20 protein-coding genes are annotated in these 25555 nt (G+C 34.0%); 9 read left to right on the forward strand and 11 right to left on the reverse strand.

Going from position 1 to position 25555, the window contains the following annotated elements; genetic code table 11:
* Position 1: 1 nt before the first annotated feature.
* The 5 genes from CAP47_RS10520 to CAP47_RS10540 all read right to left on the reverse strand — a co-directional run bounded on the left by CAP47_RS10520 (position 2) and on the right by CAP47_RS10540 (position 7430).
* Positions 2-1819, reverse strand: coding sequence for a glycoside hydrolase family 13 protein (locus CAP47_RS10520; RefSeq protein ID WP_100776591.1), 1818 nt, complete (start codon positions 1817-1819; stop codon positions 2-4).
* 111 nt (positions 1820-1930) lie between these two features.
* Positions 1931-4219 (reverse strand): glycoside hydrolase family 65 protein, encoded by a 2289-nt coding sequence (locus tag CAP47_RS10525; protein WP_100776592.1) that lies wholly within the window; start codon positions 4217-4219, stop codon positions 1931-1933.
* Positions 4220-4242: 23 nt separating this feature from the next.
* A complete protein-coding gene (gene pgmB, locus CAP47_RS10530; protein WP_100776713.1) occupies positions 4243-4905 on the reverse strand; it encodes a beta-phosphoglucomutase in 663 nt (220 codons plus the stop codon).
* Position 4906: 1 nt separating this feature from the next.
* Positions 4907-6268, reverse strand: coding sequence for an MFS transporter (locus tag CAP47_RS10535; protein WP_100776593.1), 1362 nt, complete (start codon positions 6266-6268; stop codon positions 4907-4909).
* A 106-nt stretch (positions 6269-6374) separates the two neighbouring features.
* Positions 6375-7430 (reverse strand): LacI family DNA-binding transcriptional regulator, encoded by a 1056-nt coding sequence (locus tag CAP47_RS10540; RefSeq protein ID WP_100776594.1) that lies wholly within the window; start codon positions 7428-7430, stop codon positions 6375-6377.
* Between the two features lie 192 nt (positions 7431-7622).
* Between CAP47_RS10540 and CAP47_RS10545 the strand changes: the two genes are divergently transcribed.
* The 5 genes from CAP47_RS10545 (at position 7623) to CAP47_RS10565 (ending at position 18217) form a co-directional block, all read left to right on the forward strand.
* On the forward strand, positions 7623-10544 hold the full coding sequence (locus tag CAP47_RS10545) for a SusC/RagA family TonB-linked outer membrane protein (RefSeq protein ID WP_100776595.1): 2922 nt from the start codon (positions 7623-7625) through the stop codon (positions 10542-10544).
* 11 nt (positions 10545-10555) lie between these two features.
* On the forward strand, positions 10556-12448 hold the full coding sequence (locus tag CAP47_RS10550; protein WP_100776596.1) for a RagB/SusD family nutrient uptake outer membrane protein: 1893 nt from the start codon (positions 10556-10558) through the stop codon (positions 12446-12448).
* Positions 12438-13769, forward strand: coding sequence for a SusE domain-containing protein (locus CAP47_RS10555; protein ID WP_192869989.1), 1332 nt, complete (start codon positions 12438-12440; stop codon positions 13767-13769). Before CAP47_RS10550 ends, CAP47_RS10555 begins: the two co-directional genes overlap by 11 nt.
* Before the next feature lie 167 nt (positions 13770-13936).
* Positions 13937-16726: an alpha-amylase family glycosyl hydrolase gene (locus CAP47_RS10560; protein WP_100776598.1), complete on the forward strand. Its 2790-nt coding sequence runs from the start codon at positions 13937-13939 to the stop codon at positions 16724-16726.
* Between the two features lie 393 nt (positions 16727-17119).
* On the forward strand, positions 17120-18217 hold the full coding sequence (locus tag CAP47_RS10565) for a Glu/Leu/Phe/Val family dehydrogenase (protein WP_100776599.1): 1098 nt from the start codon (positions 17120-17122) through the stop codon (positions 18215-18217).
* A 55-nt stretch (positions 18218-18272) separates the two neighbouring features.
* On the opposite strand, the gene CAP47_RS10570 is transcribed toward CAP47_RS10565, so the two are convergent.
* The 5 genes from CAP47_RS10570 to ychF are packed head-to-tail and all read right to left on the reverse strand — an operon-like array spanning position 18273 to position 22263.
* Positions 18273-18905 (reverse strand): nitroreductase family protein, encoded by a 633-nt coding sequence (locus CAP47_RS10570; RefSeq protein WP_100776600.1) that lies wholly within the window; start codon positions 18903-18905, stop codon positions 18273-18275.
* Positions 18906-18947: 42 nt separating this feature from the next.
* A complete protein-coding gene (locus CAP47_RS10575; protein WP_100776601.1) occupies positions 18948-19787 on the reverse strand; it encodes a DUF1853 family protein in 840 nt (279 codons plus the stop codon).
* 3 nt (positions 19788-19790) lie between these two features.
* On the reverse strand, positions 19791-20489 hold the full coding sequence (deoD, locus tag CAP47_RS10580; protein WP_100776602.1) for a purine-nucleoside phosphorylase: 699 nt from the start codon (positions 20487-20489) through the stop codon (positions 19791-19793).
* Positions 20490-20494: 5 nt separating this feature from the next.
* Positions 20495-21157, reverse strand: coding sequence for a deoxyribose-phosphate aldolase (deoC, locus tag CAP47_RS10585; protein WP_100776603.1), 663 nt, complete (start codon positions 21155-21157; stop codon positions 20495-20497).
* Between the two features lie 11 nt (positions 21158-21168).
* Positions 21169-22263, reverse strand: a complete 1095-nt coding sequence (gene ychF / locus CAP47_RS10590; RefSeq protein WP_100776604.1) for a redox-regulated ATPase YchF — start codon at positions 22261-22263, stop codon at positions 21169-21171.
* A gap of 125 nt (positions 22264-22388) precedes the next feature.
* Between ychF and CAP47_RS12400 the strand changes: the two genes are divergently transcribed.
* From CAP47_RS12400 to CAP47_RS10605, 4 genes are all read left to right on the forward strand, one after another.
* Positions 22389-22535 carry a hypothetical protein gene (locus tag CAP47_RS12400; RefSeq protein WP_192869990.1) on the forward strand — a complete coding sequence of 49 codons (147 nt, stop codon included), beginning with the start codon at positions 22389-22391 and terminating at the stop codon, positions 22533-22535.
* A 75-nt stretch (positions 22536-22610) separates the two neighbouring features.
* Positions 22611-22925 (forward strand): phosphoribosylpyrophosphate synthetase, encoded by a 315-nt coding sequence (locus CAP47_RS10595; RefSeq protein WP_100776605.1) that lies wholly within the window; start codon positions 22611-22613, stop codon positions 22923-22925.
* 14 nt (positions 22926-22939) lie between these two features.
* Entirely contained in the window at positions 22940-23410 is a 471-nt protein-coding gene (locus CAP47_RS10600) for a Dps family protein (protein ID WP_100776606.1), read from the forward strand.
* Positions 23411-23428: 18 nt separating this feature from the next.
* Positions 23429-24364 carry a mechanosensitive ion channel family protein gene (locus CAP47_RS10605; protein WP_100776607.1) on the forward strand — a complete coding sequence of 312 codons (936 nt, stop codon included), beginning with the start codon at positions 23429-23431 and terminating at the stop codon, positions 24362-24364.
* On the opposite strand, the gene bshA is transcribed toward CAP47_RS10605, so the two are convergent.
* Entirely contained in the window at positions 24361-25491 is a 1131-nt protein-coding gene (gene bshA / locus CAP47_RS10610) for an N-acetyl-alpha-D-glucosaminyl L-malate synthase BshA (RefSeq protein WP_100776608.1), read from the reverse strand. The genes CAP47_RS10605 and bshA overlap by 4 nt on opposite strands.
* Positions 25492-25555: the final 64 nt, after the last annotated feature.

Consider the following 25555-nt stretch of genomic DNA (forward strand, 5'->3'; position numbering starts at 1 on the left):
ATTATTTTTTAGTTGTAAAAATTGATAATCCTGGTTTTAAATCTAAAGTTTGATTCCATTTAAAACGCTGTGAATCAATAATTGATTTGAAAGTTTTCCCATTAAAATCAAGTTCTTCAAAACGCGATAAATCAATCATTTGGGTTTCTTTATTCTTATTTAAAAACAAAATCACCTTTTCATCTTTTGTCGTTCTCACCAATGTATAAATTGCATTAAATACTGCAAAATGCTTCGTATCACCTTCAGTTAAGGCTTTTGAATTTTTTCTGTAATTCAGTAAGTTTTTTAAAAATAACTGAAAATCTTTTTGCTTATTTGATAAACCTTCTCCTTTAAAAGCATTGACTTCATCGGACTTCCAACCGCCAGGAAAATCGGTTCTGATCAAACCGTGATCTCCGGGATTTTCTGAGTCATCCAATAAAATTTCTGTTCCGTAATAAATCTGAGGAATTCTCGGTAAACTTAAAACCAAACCTAAAGCCATTTTAGTTTTAGACACATCTTCATTGAGTTGTGTGTAAATACGACTCATATCATGATTATCTGCAAAAAGCATAATTGATTCTGGATTGTTATAATAAAAATCATTTGCTAATGCTTCATAAATTTTAACCAAACCAGTTCCCCAAGTTTCATCTTCGTTTAAAGCATTAACAATAGCTGTTTGCATCGGGAAATCCATCGTCGATTTTAGATGAGATTCATATTTATCCTTATTGTTAGCGCCATCTTGCCAATAACCAACGAGTAATGGATTTGTGCTCCACTCTTCGCCTACGATATTAAAATTCGGATATTCCGTCATAATCGCTTTTGCCCAATCAGACATAAACCCTTTGTTTGCGTAGGGATAAGTATCTTGGCGAATTCCGTTTAAACCTAGAGTTTCGATCCACCAAATGCTATTCTGGATAATGTATTTAGCCATAAAAGGATTCTTTTGATTTAAATCTGGCATGGTTTCTACAAACCAACCTTTTTGATTCAAATCTGTATCAATATCAGAAGCATAAGGATCTTGATTGGTTGTTCTTCGATGGTTTGAAAGTGGAATATCATTCTTATTAACATATTTTTCTTGATAATTGATCCAGTCCTCAAAAGGTAAATCTTTCATCCACCAATGTTCAGAACCGCAATGATTAGCAACCATATCCATGATGAGTTTCATATCCTTTTGATGAAGTTTATCTGCTAATTTTTGATAAGATTTCAAATCTCCAAAACGTGGATCAACTTTATAAAAATCTGTCATGGCGTAACCATGATATGAACCATAATGCATATTATTTTCCAATAAAGGACTCGGCCAAATTGCTGTAAAACCCATATCAGAAATATAGTTGAGATGCTGAATAATTCCTTCAATATCGCCGCCGTGTCGTGCATAAGTATCGGCGCGATCAATTTTAGTTTCGTTCATGCCTTTAATGACATCATTGGAAGGGTTTCCGTTTGCAAAACGATCTGGTGTGATTAGATAAATCGCGTCACTGCTATCAAAACCTTCATAATTATCAGCTGCTTTTAAGCGTTTTTTAATTCGGTATTTATAGCTAAGATTTTTTTGATTTTTAAATTCAAAATTAATTTTAAAGCTATAGGCTTTTGAAGTTTGAGCTAACTCTAAATCTAAAAATAAATAATTCGGACTGTCAGCTTTGTGAACTTGAAGAAGTTTCACTCGATCAGAATTCAATTTAATCTCAGCATCTTTAATATTTTCAGCATGAACTAGAAGTTGCAGCTGCTGAGACTTCATTCCAGCAAACCAATGCGGTGGTTCAACTCTTAAGTTTTGAGCTGTGACCATTTGAAAGCATAAGCTTACGCACAAGAAATAAAATAGTTTATTCAATTTTATAAGTTTAAGAGACCCAAAACAGAAAAATCTATTTTGGATCTGATTCAGTATTAATAAAGTTTAATTTAAAACTTGACGTTTTTCTCCATTAACGTAAACTTCCATTTCAGAAGCACCTTCAAGTTTAAAGTCAACTTTATTTTGTTCAACATTGACGGTTAAAATCTTTCCTCTAAAGTTCACTTTAAAAGAGTAAAAAGTCCATTGCTGAGGAATTTTAGGTGCAAAATGCAAGTCTCCATTTTTGACGCGCATCCCGCCAAAACCTTCAACTATACTCATCCAAGTTCCTGCCATTGATGTGATATGGCAACCTTCTTCAACTTCTTTATTATAGTCATCAAGATCTAATCGTGAGGTTCTCAAATAAAACTCGTAGGCTTGCTCCATTCGATCTAAAGAAGCAGCTTGAATACTGTGAACACAAGGAGAAAGTGAAGATTCATGAACTGTAAATGGTTCATAAAAATCAAAATGTCTTTCTAATTCTTCACGACTAAAGTGGTCTTCAAAAAAGTAAAAACCTTGTAAAGTGTCTGCTTGTTTGATGTAAGGTGAACGCAAAATACGATCCCAAGACCAGTATTGATTAATCGGTCTTTGGTTAGAGTCTAAATCATCAACCTTAATCATTTCTTTATCTAAAAATCCGTCTTGCTGTAAGTAAACTTGATGCTCTTCAGAATAAGGGAAAAACATTTCTGCAGCGACTTTTCTCATCTCAGAAATTTCATCTGAAGTTAAATTCGTTTTTTCTATAATGCGCTGATAATCTTGCTGATGTTCTGTTTTTAGAATTTCAAGATTTTCCAACATATAATTGATACACCATTGTGCGACATAATTTGTGTAAAAATTATTATTGACATTATTTTCATATTCATTTGGGCCAGTGACGCCAAGGATCACATATTTATTTTTCTGAGTAGAAAAAGTTGCGCGTTGTTGCCAGAATTTAGCAATTGCAATTAAAACCTCCATACCCATTTCTGGAATGTAAGAATAATCTCCCGTGTAGCGGTGATAATTAAAAATTGCATAAGCAATTGCGCCATTTCTATGGATTTCTTCAAAAGTAATTTCCCATTCATTGTGGCTTTCTTCACCATTCATGGTGACCATTGGGTAAAGTGCAGCTCCATTTTTAAAGCCTAACTTTTCAGCGTTTTCGATAGCTTTTTCTAAATGTCTGTAACGATAAATCAATAAGTTTTTGGCGACTTGCTGATTTTTTGTTGCCATATAAAAAGGTAAGCAATAAGCCTCGGTATCCCAATATGTACTTCCACCGTATTTCTCACCAGTAAAGCCTTTGGGACCAATATTTAAGCGTGCATCTTTGCCAGAATAAGTTTGATTTAATTGAAAAATATTAAAACGAATCCCTTGTTGTGCTTCAACATCACCTTCAATTGTGATGTCACTCATTCGCCAAATTTCTGCCCAAGCTTGTTTTTGTTTCGATAATAATTCCTCAAAACCTAAATCTACAGCTTTTGACAAAACACTTTTCGCAGCAGGAATTAATTCATTCTCCTGATGATTTAATGATGTTGTATAACCTGCAAATTTATGAATTGTAAAAGTTTGATCTTTTTTAATTTCTTTTGAATAAGCAAGGCTTGCCTTTAAATCTTCTTTTTTTGATTGAGCTGAAAGCTGTACAATTTCATTATCAATTAAAAATTGAGATTGCATAAAGGTACAAACCTTATATTCAGTCTTTAATGTATGTGATTTAATAAAAGCTTGTTCATCATCAATTTCAACATCAGTTGTTTCCCAAAACTTATCATCCCAATTGGTGTCTTGATTTTTGATTCCAGAGTCGATGTAAGGCGTGTATTCAATTTTGGCATGAGAATTTAACGGAGTGATTTGATATTGAATCGCTCCTAACTCTTCATGATCTAAACTTAAAAAACGAAGCGCTTCAACTTTAATCTCAATGTCATTTTGAATTTTTGCAATAAAAGTTCTTTTATGCCAACCTTCTTTCATGTTGAGTTCGCGTCTGAAGTTTTTTACTTCTTTACACTGATGTAAATCAAATACCTCATCGTTAATCTTGATATGAATACCTATAAAGTTAGGCGCATTTAAAACCTTTGCAAAGTATTCAGGATAACCATTTTTCCACCAGCCAACGCGGGTTTTATCAGGATAATAAACACCACCGATATAGCTTCCTTGAAAGCTTGGACCCGAGTAATCTTCTTCAAAATTAGCGCGTTGCCCCATCGCTCCATTTCCTATACTAAAAAGGCTCTCAGATGATTTGACATGATCTGCTTCAAATTTATCTTCTATAATCGACCAAGCATCTGGTGTAATATAATTGCGATTCATATTTATATTAGTTTGTAATTCTATTATTCGTTTAAGATTTCTTTGAACTTAGCGAGCCCCATGTCTTCAAAATCTTTAAAAACATAGTTTGCTTCCTTTAAAATATTTTCATCACCAATACCAATGCTGAGCATTTGAGCAGTATTGGCAGCTTCTATTCCTGAAAGGGAATCTTCAAAAACAATTGCATGCTTAGGTTGAGCTTTCAGCAATTCAGCAGCTTTTAAAAAAACTTCAGGATTAGGTTTTGCTTTTGTCACTTCATTTCCATCAACTATGGCATCGAAATAAGTAAGTAAATCGACATGTTTTAAAATACGCTTTGCGTTCTTACTTGCTGAACCTAAGGCAATTGGATAATTATTTACCTTTAAATAATCAAGAGTATCTTTAACTTTTGGGAGAATATCAGAGGTTGTCATTTGATCGACATAAGTCAGATATTCTTCATTTTTATCGTGCATCAATTGTTTAAATTCTTGTTCAGAAATTTCTTTATTTCCCCATTCAAGTATTTTTTGAAGAGACTTGACGCGACTTACACCTTTTAATTGTTCGTTATCTTCAGCTGTAAAGTTAATTCCCAGTTTTTTAGCTAAGTTTTGCCAAGCTAAAAAATGAAATTTTGCTGTATCTACAATGACACCATCAAGGTCAAAAATGATTGCTTTTTTATTCTTATCCATATTATTTTTTTTCGTCAACATCTTTTACATTCGTCACTAAATATCCTGCTAAAAGCATACTTACACCAGCCATCACAAGTGCAAAAACGGCTTGATTTCCATATAAATATTTTACTAATGGTCCACCAATTAAAGCGTTGATAATTTGAGGAATCACAATAAAGAAATTAAAAATCCCCATATAAACGCCCATTTTTTTGGGATTTATAGAACCTGCTAAAATGGCATAAGGCATCGCTAAAATACTTGCCCAAGCCACACCGATTCCTATCATTGAAAGAATCAGCCAATTTTCATTTGGTAAGAAATAAATAGAAAGCAAACTGAATCCTCCAATAAAAAGCGCATAAGCATGTGTCTTTTTACGTCCGAAATATTTTGCGATTTTCGGTAATGACAAAGCGACAAAAACCGAAACTAAATTATAAACACTAAACAGAACACCCACCCAGTCACCTGCTTCATTAAAAGCTTCACTTGAAGCATCGTCTGGCGCTAAGCCATAATAATGTTGTGCAATGGCTGGCACGCTAAAAACCCATAACCCAAATAATGCAAACCAAGAGAAAAACTGAACCCAGCTCAACTGTCGCATGGTTTCAGGCATTTTCACAAAGTCAGTGAATATATCTGATAATTTAGACTCCTTTATTTCTTCATCTTCAATATAATCAACTTCATCAGCTTCTGCTTTGGCTTTTTCAATGGCTTTCATTTCTTCTGGAGAGTATTCTTTTGTCGTAAAAACTGTGATCAGAATACTGATGATTAAAACAATCGCGCCAATGATGAAGGATAAAATTAAATGTGTTGGCACACTACCAGCTGGTGCTTCATTAGAAACACCGAAATAGTTACTTAAAGCGTAAGGCAAAAATGAACCGATAACGGCTCCGATACCTATTAATACAGTTTGGATACTGAAGCCTAAAGTTCTTTGTTCTGATCTTAAATTATCTGCAACTAAAGCACGAAAAGGCTCCATCGCAATGTTAAAGGAGGCATCCATAATCATTAACATTCCTGCACCAACCCAAAGTGCTGGCATAAATGCAATGAAGATATCTGCTTGTGGCATTAAAACCAATCCAACGGAAGCTAAAACAGCGCCTACTAAAAAGTAAGGTCTTCTCCTCCCGAGTTTTGTCCAAGTTTGATCACTGTAATGACCAACAATTGGCTGAACAATTAAACCCATTAAAGGTGCAATGATCCAAAACCAGGATAAATGAGAGACATCAGCACCAAAATTTTGAAGAATACGGCTTGCGTTTGCGTTTTGAAGCGCAAAACCCATTTGTATTCCGAGAAAACCGAAACTAAGGTTCCAGATTTCGAGAATACCTAATCTACGTTTCTGCATATCGCTTTATTTAAGTTAAAACGATAAGTTGAGAAGTTATTCAAAACTTATCTTTTGTTGTGGAAGTAAAAGTATAAGTTTTGTGAAGTCACAAAGATATAAAAAATTACGAATTAATGGACTTTGTTGTTTCTCGTTCTATAATATCAGTTTTAACAATAACAGTTTTGTATTGATCTTCGGCTTCTTTTGACTCGTTTTCTAATCTATCAATGAGAAGCTCTGCCGTCTGCTTCCCCATTTCTTTACCATGCTGACTAACAGTTGTTAAGGGTGGGTAAGCGTGTTTAGAAAGGACACCATCAGTAAAGCCGATCACTTGTAAATCTTCAGGAATTTTATAACACATAGCTCGCGCAACTTTCATGGCTGTAATCGCATAAAGTTCGTTAACTGCAAAAATTGCATCAATATTTTTGGTCTCAAGAAATTCTTTGATTTGTTGTTCTAATTTTTCTAAATGATCTTCTTCATTAAGGTGATCATCAATTTTGAGAATTAAACTTTCATCAGGTTGAATTTCATTTTTTATTAAAGTTTTTAAATAGCCTTGTGTTCTCAATTTACCCACACTCACATAATCTTCAGTGGTAATAATTGCAATATTTTCCGCTTTAGAATCAATTAATTTCTGAACGGCTTTTTCTGAAGTTTCAATATCATCAACAACAACTTTATCGCAAGAGATTTCATTGAGAACGCGATCGAACATCACAATTGGAATACCTTGATCGATTGTTTCTCTTAGGTGATGATAATCTTTTTTCTGTAAAGTTTCTTTTGCAACAGAAATAATAAAACCATCAATACTTCCATTAGCCAACATTTCAAGGTTAAGCACTTCTTGATCAAAAGACTCATTAGATAAGCCGACAATCACATTATAACCACGTTGATTTGCATAATCTTCGATTCCTGAAATCACAGTTGTAAAAAAATGATGAACGATTTCTGGAATGATAACACCTAAAGTTTTTGTTTTACGGTTTTTAAGACTTAATGCAATGTTATTCGGCTTATAATTATAAAGTTTCGCAAAAGCTTTTACTTTTTGTTTTGTTTCATCACTAATCTCTTTGCTGTCTCTCAATGCTTTGGAAACAGTTGATATAGAAACATCAAGTTCTCTGGCTATTATTTTTAAAGTCGGTTTTTGTTTCATTGATAGAATCTCAATAATTTTCAATAAAAATAGCTGCTTATTTTGACAAAAACTGATAATTATCAATTAATTGCAAAACTTTTCAACACGCAAACGTTATAGTTAATTTCTTATTTTAAAGTGTGCTTGTAGTTTGCCTATCTTTAGAAATGGAAGTAAAAGTATATCAATTTTTAACCAAAATTAACACGTATGCAAACTATTAAACAATTGGGTTTCTTACTCATGTTTTTACCGATGTGTCTCTTTGCACAAGATTCTGTTGAAGGGACAATTACAGGTGAAGATGGTGGCGCTATCCCTGGTGTCAATATCATTATTAAAAACACGAATAAAGGAACAACGACCGATTTCGACGGAAATTACGCAATCGTTGTCGAACAAAATCAAGTTCTTGTTTTTACTTACTTAGGCTTTAAAAGTCAAGAGATTACTTATACAGGACAAAGTGAAATTGACGTCATCATGAAAGAGGATGCCTCTATACTTGAAGAGGTTCTCGTGATTGGTTACGGAACAGCAAAAAAAGAAGATTTGACAGGTGCAGTTGACATGGTCAGCTCTGAAGACTTTAATAAAGGTCCGATCAACTCTGCTCAAGAATTAATTACTGGTAAAGTAGCAGGTGTTAACGTCACTTCAGCAAGTGGTGCTCCTGGTGATGGACAAACAATTACCATCCGTGGTCTCGGTTCACTTTCATTAGAGAATCAACCGCTTTATGTGATTGATGGTATTCCTATTGATAATGGTGGTGTTGGTGGTTCTCGAAACCCACTCAATATTATCAACCCAAATGATATTGAAAGCATGACAGTTTTAAAAGATGCTTCAGCGACAGCAATTTATGGTTCACGAGCAGCTAATGGTGTTATCCAAATCACAACAAAAAAAGGTAAAGACACTAAAGAATTTAGATATGATGTTTCTTTAAAAAGAACTGTCAGAAGCAAATTAGAAACTGTTGATGTCATGACGGCTTCTGAATTTAGAAACCTTGTTAATAATGTAGGAACTCCTGATCAAATTGGAAGATTAGGTGACGCTTCAACAGATTGGCAAGAACAAATTTACAAAGAGCAAGCCACTGGTGAAGAATTTAATATGAGTGCTTTAGGAAACGCTTTCGGCTTTATGCCAATGCGAGCTTCTATCGGTTATACAAATCAAGATGGGATTTTGAGAGGTGATAACTTTAAAAGATTTACTGGCGGATTAAATTTAACGCCTCGTTTTTTTGATGATCAATTAAAGGTGACTTTAAATGTCAGAGGTTCTTATGTTGAAAACATATTTGCTAACCGTGATGCGATTGGTTCAGCAGTAAACTTTGACCCAACGCAACCAATCTACGATTCAAATTCTCCATTTGGCGGATATTTCGCTTGGATTGACCCTCAAACTGGTGCACAACGTTCTTTAGCAGACACTAACCCTGTTGCTCTGCTTAATTTGGTTGATGACCACTCAGAAGTCAGACGTGTGATCACAAACTTACAAGCTGATTATGATTTAACTGAACATGTTAAAGCGACTGTGAATGTTGGTTATGATGAATCAAATAGTCACGGACGTACAATTACTTCAGATCAAATGCCTACAGATGACCAAGTTGGTGGTTTAAGAAACGGTGCTAGAACAACTTTTCAACAAACTCAAAAAAATCAACTTTTTGATGCGTATTTAACTTACGATAATACCTTTGAAGATGTGCACAGCTTAACAGCTGTTGCTGGTTATTCTTATCAGAAATTTGAATATGACAACTATTCTTTTGATAGTGAAAAAGAAGAGCAAGGCAACACAGCCGAGTTTATAGATCGTTCAAGAAATGTCCTTTTATCTTATTTTGGACGAGCTAATTATAGTTATGATAGTCGTTATTTATTGACAGCATCACTAAGAGCAGATGCTTCTTCAAAATTAAATCCAGATGACCGCTGGGGCTATTTCCCGTCTTTCTCAGCAGCTTGGAATATTCATAACGAAAGCTTTATGGATGAATCAGACTTTTTTAATGTTTTAAAATTAAGAAGTGGTTACGGACAAGTTGGTAACGTTAATGGTTTGGGAGATTATAACTTCTTAACACGTTACACATCGAGTCAATCAACAGCTAATTACCAAATCGGAAATAGTTTTTATCAAACTTACAGACCAGAGCCTTACAATGAAGATCTGAAATGGGAAGTTGGATCTACAATAAATGTTGGTCTTGACTATTCCATATTAGATGAAAAAGTGAGCGGTTCTATCAACGCTTATATCAAGAAAACGGAAGACTTAATTGCTTTTACACTTGTTGATCCATTTACAAACTTTGGAAACAAAATCGATAAAAACATCGGTGATATGGAAAACAAAGGAATTGAGTTTGCTATCAATTACAAAGCCATTGATACTGATGATTGGTCGTGGAATTTAGGTTACAATGTATCGTTTAACGATAACAAAATCACTAATTTACCAGATGAGCAAAATGTTGGTGGAATTTCTGGTGGTACAGGAAACAACATTCAACTTCACAGAGAAGGTGAAACGCCTTACAGCTATTATGTTTATGAGCAAGTTTACGACAGTAACGGAAGTCCTATTGAAGGCGTTTACGTCGATAGAAACAATGATGGCGTAATTAACGATGATGATAGATACATCAAGGAAAACCCTTACGCTGATGTTCTCATGGGCTTCAACACAAACTTAAGCTATAAAAACTGGGATTTATCAGTTCAATCTAGAGTTAGTTTAGGAAACTACGCTTATAACAACGTTGCTTCAGCAAATAGTTACGAGCGTAAAGCGACTGAAAACCAAATGTTATCTAACTTACATAGTAATTATTTTAATACAGGTTTTAAAAATATTACACAAAGAGGTTTACTGAGTGATTATCATATTCAAGATGCTTCATTCTTTAGAATTGATAATGTGACACTTGGTTACAATTTCAACAGTGTTTCAGGAAATACTCAGTTTAGAGTTTACGGATCTGTTCAGAATTTATTAACTGTAACAGATTATGACGGCATCGACCCAGAGATTTCTGGAGGTATCGATAACAATTTTTACCCACGCCCTAGAACATTTGTTTTAGGATTAAATGTTGACTTATAAAATAAGAAATGATGAAAATAAAATTTAATACTTTATTAGTCGCTCTGATCTCATTTTTCACATTGGTATCATGTCATGATGATTTGAATCAAACACCAATTGATCCAGACAGTACGACAGAAGAAGACGTTTTTGCAAATGCAAGCCAAGCTAAAGGAGCACTTGCAAAACTTTATGCGAGTTTAGCATTAACAGGACAACAAGGTCCAGCAGGACAACCAGATATTTCAGGAATTGATGAAGGTTTTTCACAATTCTCTAGAATGCTGTTTAACCTAAATGAACTTACAACTGATCAAGCTATTGTTGGTTGGGGTGACCCTGGTTTACCAGATTTACACGGTTTATCTTGGTCATCAGGTAACGACTTTACTGAAGCGATGTATTATCGTTTAGCACAAGAGGTTTCATTTACAAACTCTTTTATCTCAAATGCTGAATTATTAGCTGATGAAGAAGTGAATCAATTTATTGCTGAAGCGAGATTCTTAAGAGCTTTTGCTTATTATAACTTGATGGATTTATACGGAAATGTGCCTTTAACAACTGAAATTTCAACTGATTTACCTCAACAAGCTTCTCGTGAAGAGATTTTTAATTTTGTTGAAGAAGAACTTTTAGAAATTGAAGATCAATTGGCTGATAGTGGCGCAAATGAATACGGACGTGTTGATCGTGTTGCTGCTTGGGCTCTGTTATCAAGATTATATTTAAATGCTGAATCTTTTATAGGAACACCGCGTTACAATGATGCTGTCACTTATTCAGAAAAAGCAATTAACTCAAGCTACAGCATCAATACAACAGACGCTAATGGCAACGGAAGTGCTTACGATGAGTTATTCTTGGCCGATAACAACACAAACGGTGCTCAAAAAGAATTTATTTTTACCTTAAATTTTGATGGTATTCAATCTCAAACTTTTGGCGGAACAACATTTTTAGTTCATGCGGCTGTTGGTGGAACAATGAATCCAGCAGAATTTGGTATCAACGGTGGTTGGGCTGGTAACAGAACGACTGAAGCATTTGTGAACAAATTTGTCAAAACAAATGCTGAACTAAACGCAAATATTGGTCCTGTGTCTGACTGGGGAATTATCGGTGACTCAACACCAAATGGTTGGGCAGATCCTGATACAGATATGTATGAATCAGCATCAAATGTTTATAAAATCTTCACAGAATTAACTGAAGGTGAATTGAAGTTTAGAAAAAATGATGATTGGGCTGAAAACTTTGGTGGCGAAAATGGAAACCTTATTTCTGACGGTGACAACATTGCTGTAGAAACAACTGGTCGCGTTGTGATCACACTTAATCTAAATGACAACACTTACGCAATTCAAAGTATTTATGAAAGTTTACCTGATGCTAGAGCGATGTTTTATACTGATGGGCAAACTTTGGAGATCAATGATGTTGCAACATTTGAAGAAGGGTTAACTGTAACGAAATTCAGAAATATCGATTCAAATGGAAATCCAGGAAGTGACTCAACAGGAGATTTTGTTGACACTGATTTACCTATCATTCGTTTAGCTGAAATGTACCTGAATTATGCTGAGGCAACATTAAGAGGCGGCGGTGGAAACGCATCACGTGCAGTGAACTTAATCAATGAATTAAGAGAAAGAGCTTATGGAAATAACTCAGTAAACATCACAAGTGGTGATTTAGATTTACAATTCGTCTTAGATGAAAGATCACGCGAGCTTTATTGGGAAGGTCAAAGAAGAACAGATTTGATTCGTTATGAGCAATTCACAACTAATCAATATTTATGGCCATTTAAAGGTGGTGTGCAAGATGGTGTTTCTGCGCCAACTTATAGACGCCTCTTCCCTATCCCAAATGATTTATTAACGATTAACCCAAATCTTACACAAAATGATGGCTACTAAATTTTATACAAAATTTCTCTTCATTTTTATTGCAGCTATTTTTATCAGCTGTGAAGATGACGATGATTTTACAGTAATTAATGAAAACGCAACAACAAATCTGAATCTTTCAGATGATGTTGTCGTGATGACAAAAGAAAATGCTGATGAGGATATTCTAGAAGTGACTTGGCAAGAGCCAGACTTTGGTTTCCTTGCTGTACCGAAGTATAACATAGAAATTGACTTGGCTGGAAATGATTTTGCTAGCGCAAAAACAGTTGCCGTTGGATCAGAACTTTCAAAGACTTTTACGTCAGATGAGTTAAACAAGCTTTTATTAAACATCGGAATCACACCTTTACAGGAAACTGATGTTGAAATGCGCTTAAAAGTGATTTTAAGCCAAGCAAAAAGTATTTATTCTCCTGTATCAACTTTGCAAGTCACCGCTTTTTCTTCAATCTTAGATTTATCGACAGATTTTGGAGTTGTTGGAGATGCAACACCTGGTGGATGGTCATCTACACCAGAAACACCAATTCAAGATATTCCTTTTTATACAACTTCTGAAGATGGAATCATTGTCGCATATACAAGTTTACGTGATGGTGATATCAAATTTAGAAAAAATAACCAATGGAATTTTGATTATGGTGATAATGATAATAACGGAACCTTAGATGAAGGTGGTGCGGACATTCCAGTCACAGCTGGTGATTACAGAATCACTTTAAACCTCAATAATTTAACCTATACAATGGAAGAGTTTTCTTGGGGAATTGTTGGTGATGCTACGATCTACGGTTGGGATGCACCTGATGTAAAATTACACTACAATGCTTTTAATGACAATTGGGTAGCAGCTATTACATTAACAGATGGTGAGATCAAGTTTAGACAAAATGAAGAATTCGTTACCGATTTTGGTGGTAGCAACGGCTCACTTGTCTCTGGTGGTGATAATATCGCTGTAACAGCAGGACATTACATCGTTACAGTTGATTTTAAAAACTTGACTTATAATCTTGAAGAAACTAATTTATGGGGCTTAACTGGTGATGGAACAACTTTCGGTTGGGATGCACCTGATGTGAAATTTTTGCCAGATTTAGGAACTGAAGATGGTAAGTTTTACGCCAACGGTGTTGAACTTATGCTCGGTGATGTTAAAGTCAGACAAAATGAAAACTCAGATGTTAATTACGGCGATAACGGAAACGATGGAACTTTAGAAGAAGATGGTGATGACATTCCTGTTACGACACCTGGTATTTATAATATTGAGTTAGATTTTTCAGCGAATCCACCAACAATTTCATTTTTCCCTTGGGAAGAGTAAAATAGACTGAAATCTCATAATATAAAGCTGCTTTTCATCGCTGAGAAGTCATTCATTTAAGTTCTTTATTTTGAAAAAAGAACGCTTGAAGGGTTATAATTAATCTTTGATAAATGAAACTGACTTAAGCCTGAAAAGCAGCTTTTTTAATTTTAAAATCTTTAAAGATGAAATATTTTTACACACTCATTTTGAGCTTCATTGTATTTTGCAATTATGCTCAAACACAAACAGGCACATTTACAACAAGCCCAGAATTTTTTGACGCTGATCAACAAGTGACAATTACTGTGGATGATGTTAACGCTAACCTATGGAGTACATCTGATTTATACTTATGGATGTGGTACACTGACTCAAATGGCGTAGAATCTGATTCGCCAACAAATGGACAATGGTCAAGCTCTGATGAAGCTCAAAAAATGACAAATAATGGAGACGGAAGTTTTTCATTTACATTCATCCCTTCTACCCTATTTAATAACACCGACATTTCTGAAATTGGTGTTTTAGCAAAAGCTAAAAATGGTAGTGGTGACAAGAAAACACAAGATTATCTAATACCCGTTGGCACTTATCAAGTGACCCTAAATCAGCCAACACAAGACTTAACAATTTTAAACGCTGGTGATCAATTCACAATTTCTGCGGAGTCAAACCTGACTTCTGATTTTGAATTATACGCAAATAACACATTGATTTCTTCAGTAGCAGCAAACACTAATTTTACTTATAATTATACTGTAAATTCTGATACGGATTTTGAGCTTGTTGCAAATCATACAGATTCAAATGCGAGCGAAAGCTTTCTATTTTCAGCAGTGATTACGCCAACACCTGTTGAAGAATCATTACCTAGTGGTTTAAAAAATGGCATTAATTACGATGTGTCAACACCAAACGAAATAACTTTGGTTTTAGAAGCACCAAACAAAGATTTTATTCATGTAATTGGCGATTTTAATAACTGGGAAATGAATTCTAATTTCTTAATGAAGAAAGATTCTACACTAAATAAGTTTTGGTTAACAATTGATATTCCCGAAAATTCAAGTTGGTCAACTGATTTTTTATTTCAGTATCTCATTGAAGGACAAATCAGAGTTGCTGATCCCTACTCAACTTTAGTGTTAGATCCATTTAATGATACTTATATTAATGAAACAACTTTTGCAAACATTCCAGATTATCCTACAGAAACATCAGAAATTGTAAGCTGGTTTAGATATAATGAATATGACTGGCAATTCACAAATTTTGAAAGACCTCAACAGGAAGATTTAGTGATCTATGAAGTTTTATTGAGAGATTTTGATGAAAATCACTCTTTTCAAGCACTTATAGACAGACTCGATTACCTCGAAGACTTGGGCATTAACGCAATTCAATTGATGCCTGTTAATGAATTTGATGACAATATTTCTTGGGGTTACAATCCATCTTTCCACATGGCTTTAGACAAATATTATGGCTCGCCAGAAAGTTTTAAAGCTTTTGTAGATGCTGCACACCAACGCGGAATTGCTGTTATTTTAGATGTGGTTTATAATCACGGAACTGGTCAAAGTCCTTACTTCAGAATGTATAATAACTGTAACGGATGTTATGAAGGACAGGCAACTGCTGATAATCCACTTTTTAATCAAAACGATCCGAATACAGCATTTCAATTTTTTAATGATATCGACCACACTTCAACATTTACAGAAAATTGGTTAGATGAAATGAATCGTTTCTGGCTAGAAGAATACAATATTGACGGTTTTAGATTTGACTTTACTAAAGGCTTCACCAACACACCTGGAGATGGAGGCACCAATGATGCATCACGTATTGCCATTTTAAAAAGAATGTACAACCAAATTCGTGCGATTGATAATGATGCTTATGTAATTTTAGAACATTTTGCCCCAAATGCAGAAGAAACGGAATTGATAAATCACCGTGCAACTACTCAAAGCAACGAACCTGGTATGATGGTTTGGGGAAACTTGAACTTTCAATATAACCAAGCCACAATGGGTTATGACAATTCTGACTTCTCAGGCGTTAATTATCAAAATCGTGGCTGGACAACAGCATCCAATGTGAGTTATATGGAAAGTCATGATGAAGAACGCTTGATGCATAAAAATTTAGAATTTGGAAATAATTCAGGAAGTTACGACGTCACAAACCTCAATACTGCCTTGGATAGAATGAAGATGGCTGGTGCATTTTTCTTTACAGTTCCTGGGCCAAAAATGATCTGGCAATTTGGGGAATTAGGTTATGATTATAGTATTAATTATTGCGAAGATGGCTCTATCAACAATGATTGTCGAACTTCACCAAAACCTATTGTCTGGAATTATTTAAACAATAATAACAGAAAAAGTTTACATGATTCTTGGGCTGAATTGATAAACCTCAGAAATAATGAAAACATTTTTAAAACAACAAATTTCAGTGTAAATACGAGTGATAATGATCAAAAGATCATCAAATTAACACATGATAATCCGTCAACTGATGATGTTGAAGAAATTGTGATCATTGGAAACTTTGGCGTGACACAAACTTCTATTTCTCCAGAATTTCCTTCAACTGGCAATTGGTATAATTTTGTTGATGACAGTTATATTTCAATTACACAAACAAACCAAAGCATTAGTTTAGACGCAGGAGAATTTATGATTTTGATGGATAAAGAACCTCAGGGCTTATCAACTGATCAACCACAAATCAGTCAAAAACTCTCGATGTATCCTAATCCTGCAAGTCATGTAATCCGTTTTAATCAAGCTTTAGAAGCTGTCAAGATTTTCAACACCTTAGGGCAAGAAGTCAAGAGTTTTAATGAAACAAAAGCTGTCAATTCTCCTTATATTATTGAAGATTTAAGCAAAGGAATCTATTTTATCAAAGCAAAAAACAAAGAAGGTAAAGAACTTGATCTTAAGCTTATTAAAGAATAAATGACAATGCAGCTCTTCAACATGAAGCGCTGCATTTTTTAAATAGAACACTAAATAATTGAAAAAGCAACCTATTTGCTTATCATTTAATTCTGATTTAAAATTTAACAAACAGATAAAAACACAAGCAACTGGTTATTAGCAAATTACAATGTTAATCAGAAATTATTTTATTGAATTATTCAAAATAATATAACTTATATATTAAATTAAATACAAAATATTTAGAATTATCAAAGTTTAATTTCAAAGAAATTGAATTTCTACTTTTCTTTTACAGTCTAATCGTTATTGTATTTTTATTTTAAGAACAATTTCGTTATTAATCTTCAAACAAATCTTACTTTTGTGCATACTCTATTGAGAAATTAATAACATTAAATTATCAATCATATGGATGCAGAATTAATAAAAGGTCAAGATTTAAAAAAGGTTGCGCCAGTTTTCGGACAGCTTTCTTTTGATGACCATGAACAGGTTGTTTTTTGCTATGACAAAGAAACTGGACTAAAAGCAATCATCGGAATTCATGACACAACTTTAGGACCTGCTTTAGGTGGAACAAGAATGTGGAATTACGAAAGCGAATGGGAAGCTTTAAATGATGTTTTACGTTTATCACGTGGAATGACTTTTAAAAGTGCCATTACTGGTCTTGATTTAGGTGGCGGTAAAGCTGTGATTATCGGTGATGCTAAAACTCAAAAAACACCAGAATTAATGCGTCGCTTCGGTAAGTTTGTCGATTCTTTAAGCGGAAAATATATCACTGCTGAAGATGTTGGTATGGCAACTGAAGATATGGATACAGTTCGTGAAGTGACTAAACATGTGACTGGTATTTCTGAAAGCTTAGGTGGATCAGGGAATCCTTCACCTGTGACAGGTTACGGTGTTTTCATGGGGATGAAAGCTGCTGCTAAATTTAAGCTTGGCGTTGATACGCTTAAAGGCATTAAAGTGCTTGTACAAGGTATCGGAAATGTTGGCGAAACTGTCGTTAAACACATTCGTGAAGAAGGTGGTGAAGTTTTTATCACTGATATTAACAAAGAGCGTTTAGAAGAAGTTGCTAACAAGTACGGCGCTAAAATCTTTGAAGGTGATGATATTTACACAGCAGATGTTGAGATCTATTCTCCTTGTGCTTTAGGTGCAACTGTTAACGACGAAACAATTAATAAACTGAAAGCTAAAGTGATTGCAGGTGCTGCAAATAATCAATTGGCTGAAGAGGAGAAACATGGTCAAATGTTGCTTGACAAAGGTATCGTTTACGCACCAGACTTCTTGATAAATGCTGGAGGTGTAATTAATGTTTACGGTGAACTCAAAGGCTTTAAACGCGAGGAAGTGATGGAGAAAACTGAAAACATTTACAACACAACTTTAGAGATTTTAAAAACAGCTGAAGAAAACAAAATGACTACGCAAAAAGCAGCAATGAAAATTGCTCAAGAGCGTATTGATAAAAGAAAGAACGAAAAGTAATATTTGTATTTCTTTGAGAATACTAAAAAGGTGGTTTTTAATAAAACCACCTTTTTTATTTATAATAAATAATTGTTTCCTCTATTGGTCTTCTCACTTTTTCAAAAGAAGCAAATTGATCTTCTTCATCGCGATAACCAATTGGTAAAACCAAAACAGGTTTTAATGATTTTTCTTTTAACTTCAGAATTTCTCCATAAGCATCTGGCTGAAAACCTTCCATTGGGCAAGCATCTATTTCTTCCTTAGCACAAACAGTTAATAGGTTTCCTAAAGCTAGATAAGCTTGATTAATCGCCCATTTATCTTTTTCGCTTTTATCTTTTTCCTTAAAGAATTCAAGCAAGAAATTACGAAATGGCGCCAAAACCTCATCAGGTGTATTTCTGATTTCTTTTTGCAACTCAAAGTTATTTTCTATAAAAGCTGAATCAACAATGTCTTCAATACAAATCACCAAAATATGCGACGCTGTCCTCACCTGCTCTTGATGCATGCTTTTTTCATAAAGACGATACTTCAAATCAGGATCACTGACAACGGCTAATCGAAGAGGTTGCAACCCGTAAGACGTAGGTGTTAAATTAAAAGCTTTAGTAATAATATCAAGCTTCTCATCTGAAACTATTTTGTCTGCCTGAAACTTTTTGGCAGCATATCGCCAGTTTAAAGCTTTTAAAGTATTCATAGAATTTTTTCAGCAAATATAAGAAGTGCTTTCTGATATTACTTAGAAATCCAATTGAACGACAAAAATCTTTAAGATTTGTCTATCTTTTTTTACCCATAACATCGGATTTCTATTAATGGCATACTCAGCTTTCACTTGTGATTTAATTTCTTGATGACTAATCCAAGCTGAATTTTCAACATCAATAGTATTAAACCAATTCACTTTATCAGGTTTAAAATAAACAGCATCATGCCATTCGTCTTTAAGAAACTCGCCCCAATACAACCAAATTCCTGCAATTTGATCAGTATTCAAAAAATCAGATTGAGGAAGATCTTCCTTATATCTTCTAAAAAGAATGGCTTTAAAAAGCAATTTTTGCTGAATTGAATCTGCTGAATCTATGTTAAGTTGAGATAAGTCTTTTGCAGTTTCAGAATGATATAATAATGGAAACTGGTGCTGCATCAACTTTTCATATTTTTCATGAAAAGAATCTTTTCTATTCGGGCCGATCCAGCATAAATCAAGATTGTCAGAAAGTCTTGAGTCAAATAGATAAACTTTATAAACCATTTCCAAATGAATAATTTCAGAAGTGTTTAAATCTTGAAAGATAAAATCAAATTCACCTAAAGTTTTTTTATCGTCAAATATTTGTAAACTATGAGAAAGCAATCGATAATCAGAAGAGTTTTCTAAAACATATTTTGCAAAAAGCTCAGCGCGTTTCCCGATAAAACCTAATTTTTGAAAGCTTTTTAAATCCTCAATATCAGGTTTTGAAATCTGTTTTTTATCAAAATCAAAAATCCCGACATGGTCTAACATATCAGGATTCTTAATCAGTAAAGGCGTTTCAAAAAACGCTTTATATTGTTGTAATATCGTTTGCATTGTTTAAGCTAAACCTAAAGCAATGTCAATCATTTGGTTAAATGTCTTTTCTCTATCTTCAGTCGAAGTCACTTCTCCTGTTACCAAAGAATCTGAAATCGTTAAAACGGCCAAAGCGTCAACATTAAACTTAGCTGCAATCGTGTACAAAGCAGCAGCTTCCATTTCAACGCAAAGCACGTTATAATCAGCCCATTTTTTGTAATCATCTTTTTGATCTGTGTAAAATAAATCTGACGATAAAACATTTCCTGCTTTTACATCAATATTTTTTTCATCAGCAATTTTTAAGGCTTTTTTGAAAAGATCAAAACTTGCTGTTGGTGCATAATCACCACCATCAAAACGGCTTCTGTTAATCGATGAAGTTGTTGAAGCAGACATTGCAATGACAACATCTCTAAGTTTGACATGCTCTTTCATCGCGCCTGCACTCCCAACACGAATTAATTTTTTCGCACCAAAATCATGAATTAACTCATGTGCGTAAATACTAAAAGAAGGCAAGCCCATTCCGCTCCCTTGCACAGAAACAGGAACACCTTTATAAGTACCAGTGTAACCTAGCATATTTCTGACAGTATTGTAGCATTTAGCATCTTCTAAAAAAGTTTCTGCAATCCATTTTGCTCTCAAAGGATCACCTGGCATTAAGACTGTTTCTGCAACATCTCCAGGATTTGCGTTAATGTGAACTCCCATAATAATTAATAGTTTTGAGTTGAAGTTTTTCCTTGCATGATTTGAACGCCAGATGAGGCGCCTAATCTGCTCACTCCAAGATTGATATACATTTCAGCTGTCTCAAGGTCACGTATCCCTCCAGAAGCTTTTATTTTAACTTGATCAGAAATGTTTGCTTTCATAATTTTGACAGCTTCCGGCGTTGCACCTTCGCTTCCAAAACCAGTAGAAGTTTTCACATAATCTGCTTTTGCTTTTTCTGAAATCTGCGATGCCTTTGCGATTTCTTCATCGGTTAAATTACAAGTTTCTAAAATCACTTTAAGAAGTTTGTCTCCTATTGCTTTTCTAACTGCTGCAATATCGGCTTGCGCATCTTCTATTTTATTTGATTTTATCCAAGATTGATTTAAAACCATATCAAACTCATCTGCACCATCTTTTAAAGCTTGCTTTGCTTCATCAACTTTTGCTTGTGTTGTTGTATTTCCAAGAGGAAAACCAATCACTGTACAAACTTTAACTGAAGAACCTTTCAGTTGCTCAGCTGCATATTTTACAAAACAAGGATTGATACAAACACTTGCAAATTCATATTTTTTTGCTTCTTCACAAATTTTATCGATTTGATCAAAACTTGCTGTTGGCTTCAGCAAAGTATGGTCAATATATTTATTAATTTCCATTCTAAATTATTTTATACATTAAATCTAAAGTTCATCACATCTCCATCCTGAACAATATACTCTTTTCCTTCGACACTCAATTTACCAGCCTCTTTCACTTTGGCTTCGCTTCCGTATTTTACAAAATCGTCGTAAGCAATAACTTCCGCACGAATAAAACCTTTTTGAAAATCTGTGTGAATCACACCTGCCGCTTCTGGCGCTGTTGCTCCAACTTTCACTGTCCAAGCTCTCACTTCTTTAACACCAGCTGTAAAATAAGTTTGCTGATTGAGTAAACGGTAAGCTGTCCGAATCAGTTTTGAAGCGCCTGCTTCTTCTAAACCGATATCTTCTAAAAACATTTGACGTTCTTCAAAATCTTCCAATTCAGAAATATCAGCTTCAATACCTACTGCAAGAACTAAGACTTCAGCATTTTCATCTTTAACAGCTTCTTTAATTTGCTCGACATAAGCATTTCCGTCAACTGCTGATTTTTCATCAACATTACATATATAAAGAACTGGTTTGTCTGTGATAAATTGCATTGGTGTTACAAATTCATCTCTATCATCTTCATCAATATCGATCGCTCTAACTGAAATACCAGCTTCTAAACCTTCTTTCAATTTCTCAAGAATAGCAAATTCTCTTTGCGCTTCTTTTTGACCTGTTTTAGCTGCTCTTTTAGTTTTCTCTAATTTTTTATCAACAGCCTCAAGATCTTTTAATTGAAGTTCAATGTCAATCGTTTCCTTATCATTTAATGGATTGATTTTTCCATCAACGTGAACAACATTGTCATCATCAAAACATCTTAATACATGAAGAATAGCGTCTGTTTCTCGGATATTTCCTAAAAATTGGTTACCCAAACCTTCACCTTTACTGGCTCCTTTCACAAGACCTGCAATGTCAACAATTTCAACAGTTGCTGGCAAAACGCGCTCAGGCTTCACAAGCTCCTCAAGTTTACTCAACCTTGGGTCTGGCACATTAACAACTCCAATATTCGGTTCGATAGTACAAAAAGGAAAATTAGCACTTTGCGCTTTAGCGTTTGATAAGGAATTAAATAAAGTTGATTTCCCAACATTTGGTAATCCGACAATGCCTGCTTTCATCTATAATATTGATTAAAAATTTGAAATGCAAATGTAAGCAATAACTGAGAAACTAAGTTTAGAAACCAAGATGAACTTGTGATGAAAAGTCATCAAAATTGAATAAATTTGATAAAACTCAATGAATGAAATTCAATAGAACAAATATTCTCTACATCATTGCTGCAATCGTAACGCTTTATGGCTTAGTCACAGGTCGGTTCCTGTTTATTTTTCTAGCTCTACCAATGGGATTATTTTCATTTATGAACAAAAAAGATGATGGCAATTGAACGTTAATTTTTATTTAAAAGGCTTCTTCAAATTGCTTTAGACGTGAGATATTATTAGCTTTAACAAAAAACATTATGGAAAGCCCTGATACATTATCGCAAAGAATGAATAAATTAAAATCTGAAGGTTATACAATGGATTTTAAACTCACTGAAACTCACCTAAAAACAACTGATGATAAAAACTCATTTACTGGAGAGGATTTTATTGTTGACAATGTTTATCGTTTTGAAGGAATGTCCAATCCTTCTGACAACTCTATACTATACGCAATCACAACAACCGATGGCGTTAAAGGAACTTTAGTTGACGGATATGGCGTTTCTGGTGGACAAGTTTCAAAAAAGATTAGAGAAAAATTAAATTTATCATCAAACCGTAATTCATAAAAATTATATACAAAATGGGATATTTAAATCTAGATGACGAGAAAACCAAAAAGACAGTTGGTGAACTCAATACACTTTTAGCAGATTACCAATTATATTATCAAAAATTAAGAAATTACCACTGGAACATCAGAGGTAAAAACTTCTTCGACTTACATATTAAGTTTGAAGAAATGTATGATGATGCAATGGTCAAGATTGATGAAATCGCTGAACGTATTTTAACACTTCGTTTAAGTCCAGTCAGTAACCTATCTGATTACTTAAAAAGATCAAACTTAGAAGAATCTGAGTCTTACATCAGTGATGCTGATATGGTTAAAAATCTTTTAGCTGATCATAGTAAAATCATTCAGCAAATGCGTCAAGTGATTGATGTTGCAGATAAAAATGACGATGAAGGAACAATTGATTTGGTTGGTGCTTATATTCGTGAACTTGAAAAGACAAGCTGGATGTTAGATGCTTGGGCTTCTACACATTAATACAATCTTTAAGCACACATGCAAAACCCTAAAAAAGAAACTGAATTTATAGACCAGACTAAAAACGTCTGGTCTTCTTTTTACGATAAGATATTTAATTGGATAAACAACTTCATCGATAGTTTACCCAATTTAATTATTGCAGTTATCGTTTTTATTTTATTTCTACTCTCAGCAAAATATATTGGCAGATTAGCGACTAGAATTTTTAAACGTCACAAAACTGAACTTTCACTTCAACTTGTGATGGTGAAGATCATTAAAGTTGTCATTGTTCTCGTTGGTTTCTTTGTGATGCTTGGTATTCTTAACCTCGACACAGTATTAACCACAATTTTAGCTGGAGCTGGTGTCGTTGGTTTGGCAGTTGGTTTAGCACTTCAAACTTCATTAAACAATACTTTTTCTGGTGTCATCATCAGTTTTATTAAGAACATAAAAATTGGTGATTGGATAAGAACCCATGATCACGCAGGTCATGTTATTGAAGTTAACTTGCGAAGCGTTGTTATCAAAACTGCTGCAAACACACATGTTATGGTTCCTAATTCAAAAATAGTTGAATCTGTTTTTGAAAACTTATCGAGTACTAAACGCGGACGCATAACAATTAAAAGTCGTGTGAGTTTTGACAGTGATTTAGATCAAGCTGAAAAATTAGTCAAAAAGGTTTTAGCTGATAATTTCAAACAATCTGGGAATGAAGAAATTGAATTTTTCTACACTGAATTTGGAACAAGTTCAATTCAATTTATCACTCGTTTTTGGACAAATATCGTTAATCAAAAAGATATTTATACAGCTCAGCATAAAGCGATTGTACTGATTAAAAAAGCGCTTGATAAAGAAAACATCAATATCCCTTACCCTATAAGATCTTTGGATTTTAATAAAAGTAATTTTCCGAAGGAGACTTTAAAAATAGAGCAAATGGATTCTAAGCAAAAAAATTAAGAGTTACCATTTAACATTGTTTCATATAGTTTTTCATATTGAGGAACTATATTTTGCATGTCAAAATTTAATGCAATATCTCTAGCACGTAGTTTGAATTTGTCTAATGTATCAGTATTTTCTAATATTTTAATGGCATTATTTGCCATATCATTAATATCTCCTAAAGCACTTAAATAACCCGATTGACCATCTATATTAACTTCTGGCACACCACCAACATCAGTTGAAATTACAGGAACGCCGTAAGCCATTGCTTCAAGCGCTGCTAAACCAAAGCTTTCTTTTTCTGATGGTAGAAGAAATAAATCTGAATAGCATAAAATCTTTTCAATCTCATTACTTTTTCCAAGAAACATAATCTTCTCTCTAATACCGAGTTCATGTGCTAGTTTTGAAGCATTTTCACGTTCAGGACCATCACCGATAATAATTAAACGCGATTTGATCTTTTGCTGTACTTTATGAAAAACTTTTATCAAGTCATCTATACGTTTTACAGGTCTAAGATTGCTGACATGTGTGATAATTCTTTCATCATCTTCAGCCATTAAATCACGTTGACATTCACCTATATTTTTTGGTAAATTTTGAAAATCTATAAAATTTGGAACAACATGAATTTCTTTATGAATATCAAAAATAGCTTTCGTATCTTCTTTTAAACTCTGAGAAACCGAAGTGACCACATTGCTTTCATTAATACTAAAATTGACAGCTGGTTTATAAAAAGAATGACTTCCTACTAAAGTGATATCAGTTCCGTGTAAAGTTGTCATCATAGGTAAATCAATACCTTCGGTTTTCAACATTTGTTGTGCCATAAAACCAGCATAAGCATGCGGAATAGCATAATGTACATGCAGCAGGTCAATATCATGCTCTTTAACAACTGTAACTAGCTTGCTTGATAAAGCCAATTCATAAGGTTGATAATGAAACAATGGATATTCAGGAACAATCACCTCATGATACTTAATTTTATTTGAGAGATATTCGAGCCTAACAGGTTGTTTGTATGTTACGAAATGAATTTCATGTCCTCTTTTGGAAAGAGCAATTCCGAGTTCAGTTGCCACAACACCACTTCCTCCAAATGTTGGGTAACAGACAATAGCTATTTTCATTCAAAATATATTTGTGCAGCTAAATTACAACTTTTAGAAACTAATAAATCTTAAAGTCATCGCA

The organism is Psychroflexus sp. S27, assembly GCF_002810405.1.
Lineage (GTDB): Bacteria > Bacteroidota > Bacteroidia > Flavobacteriales > Flavobacteriaceae > Psychroflexus > Psychroflexus halocasei_A.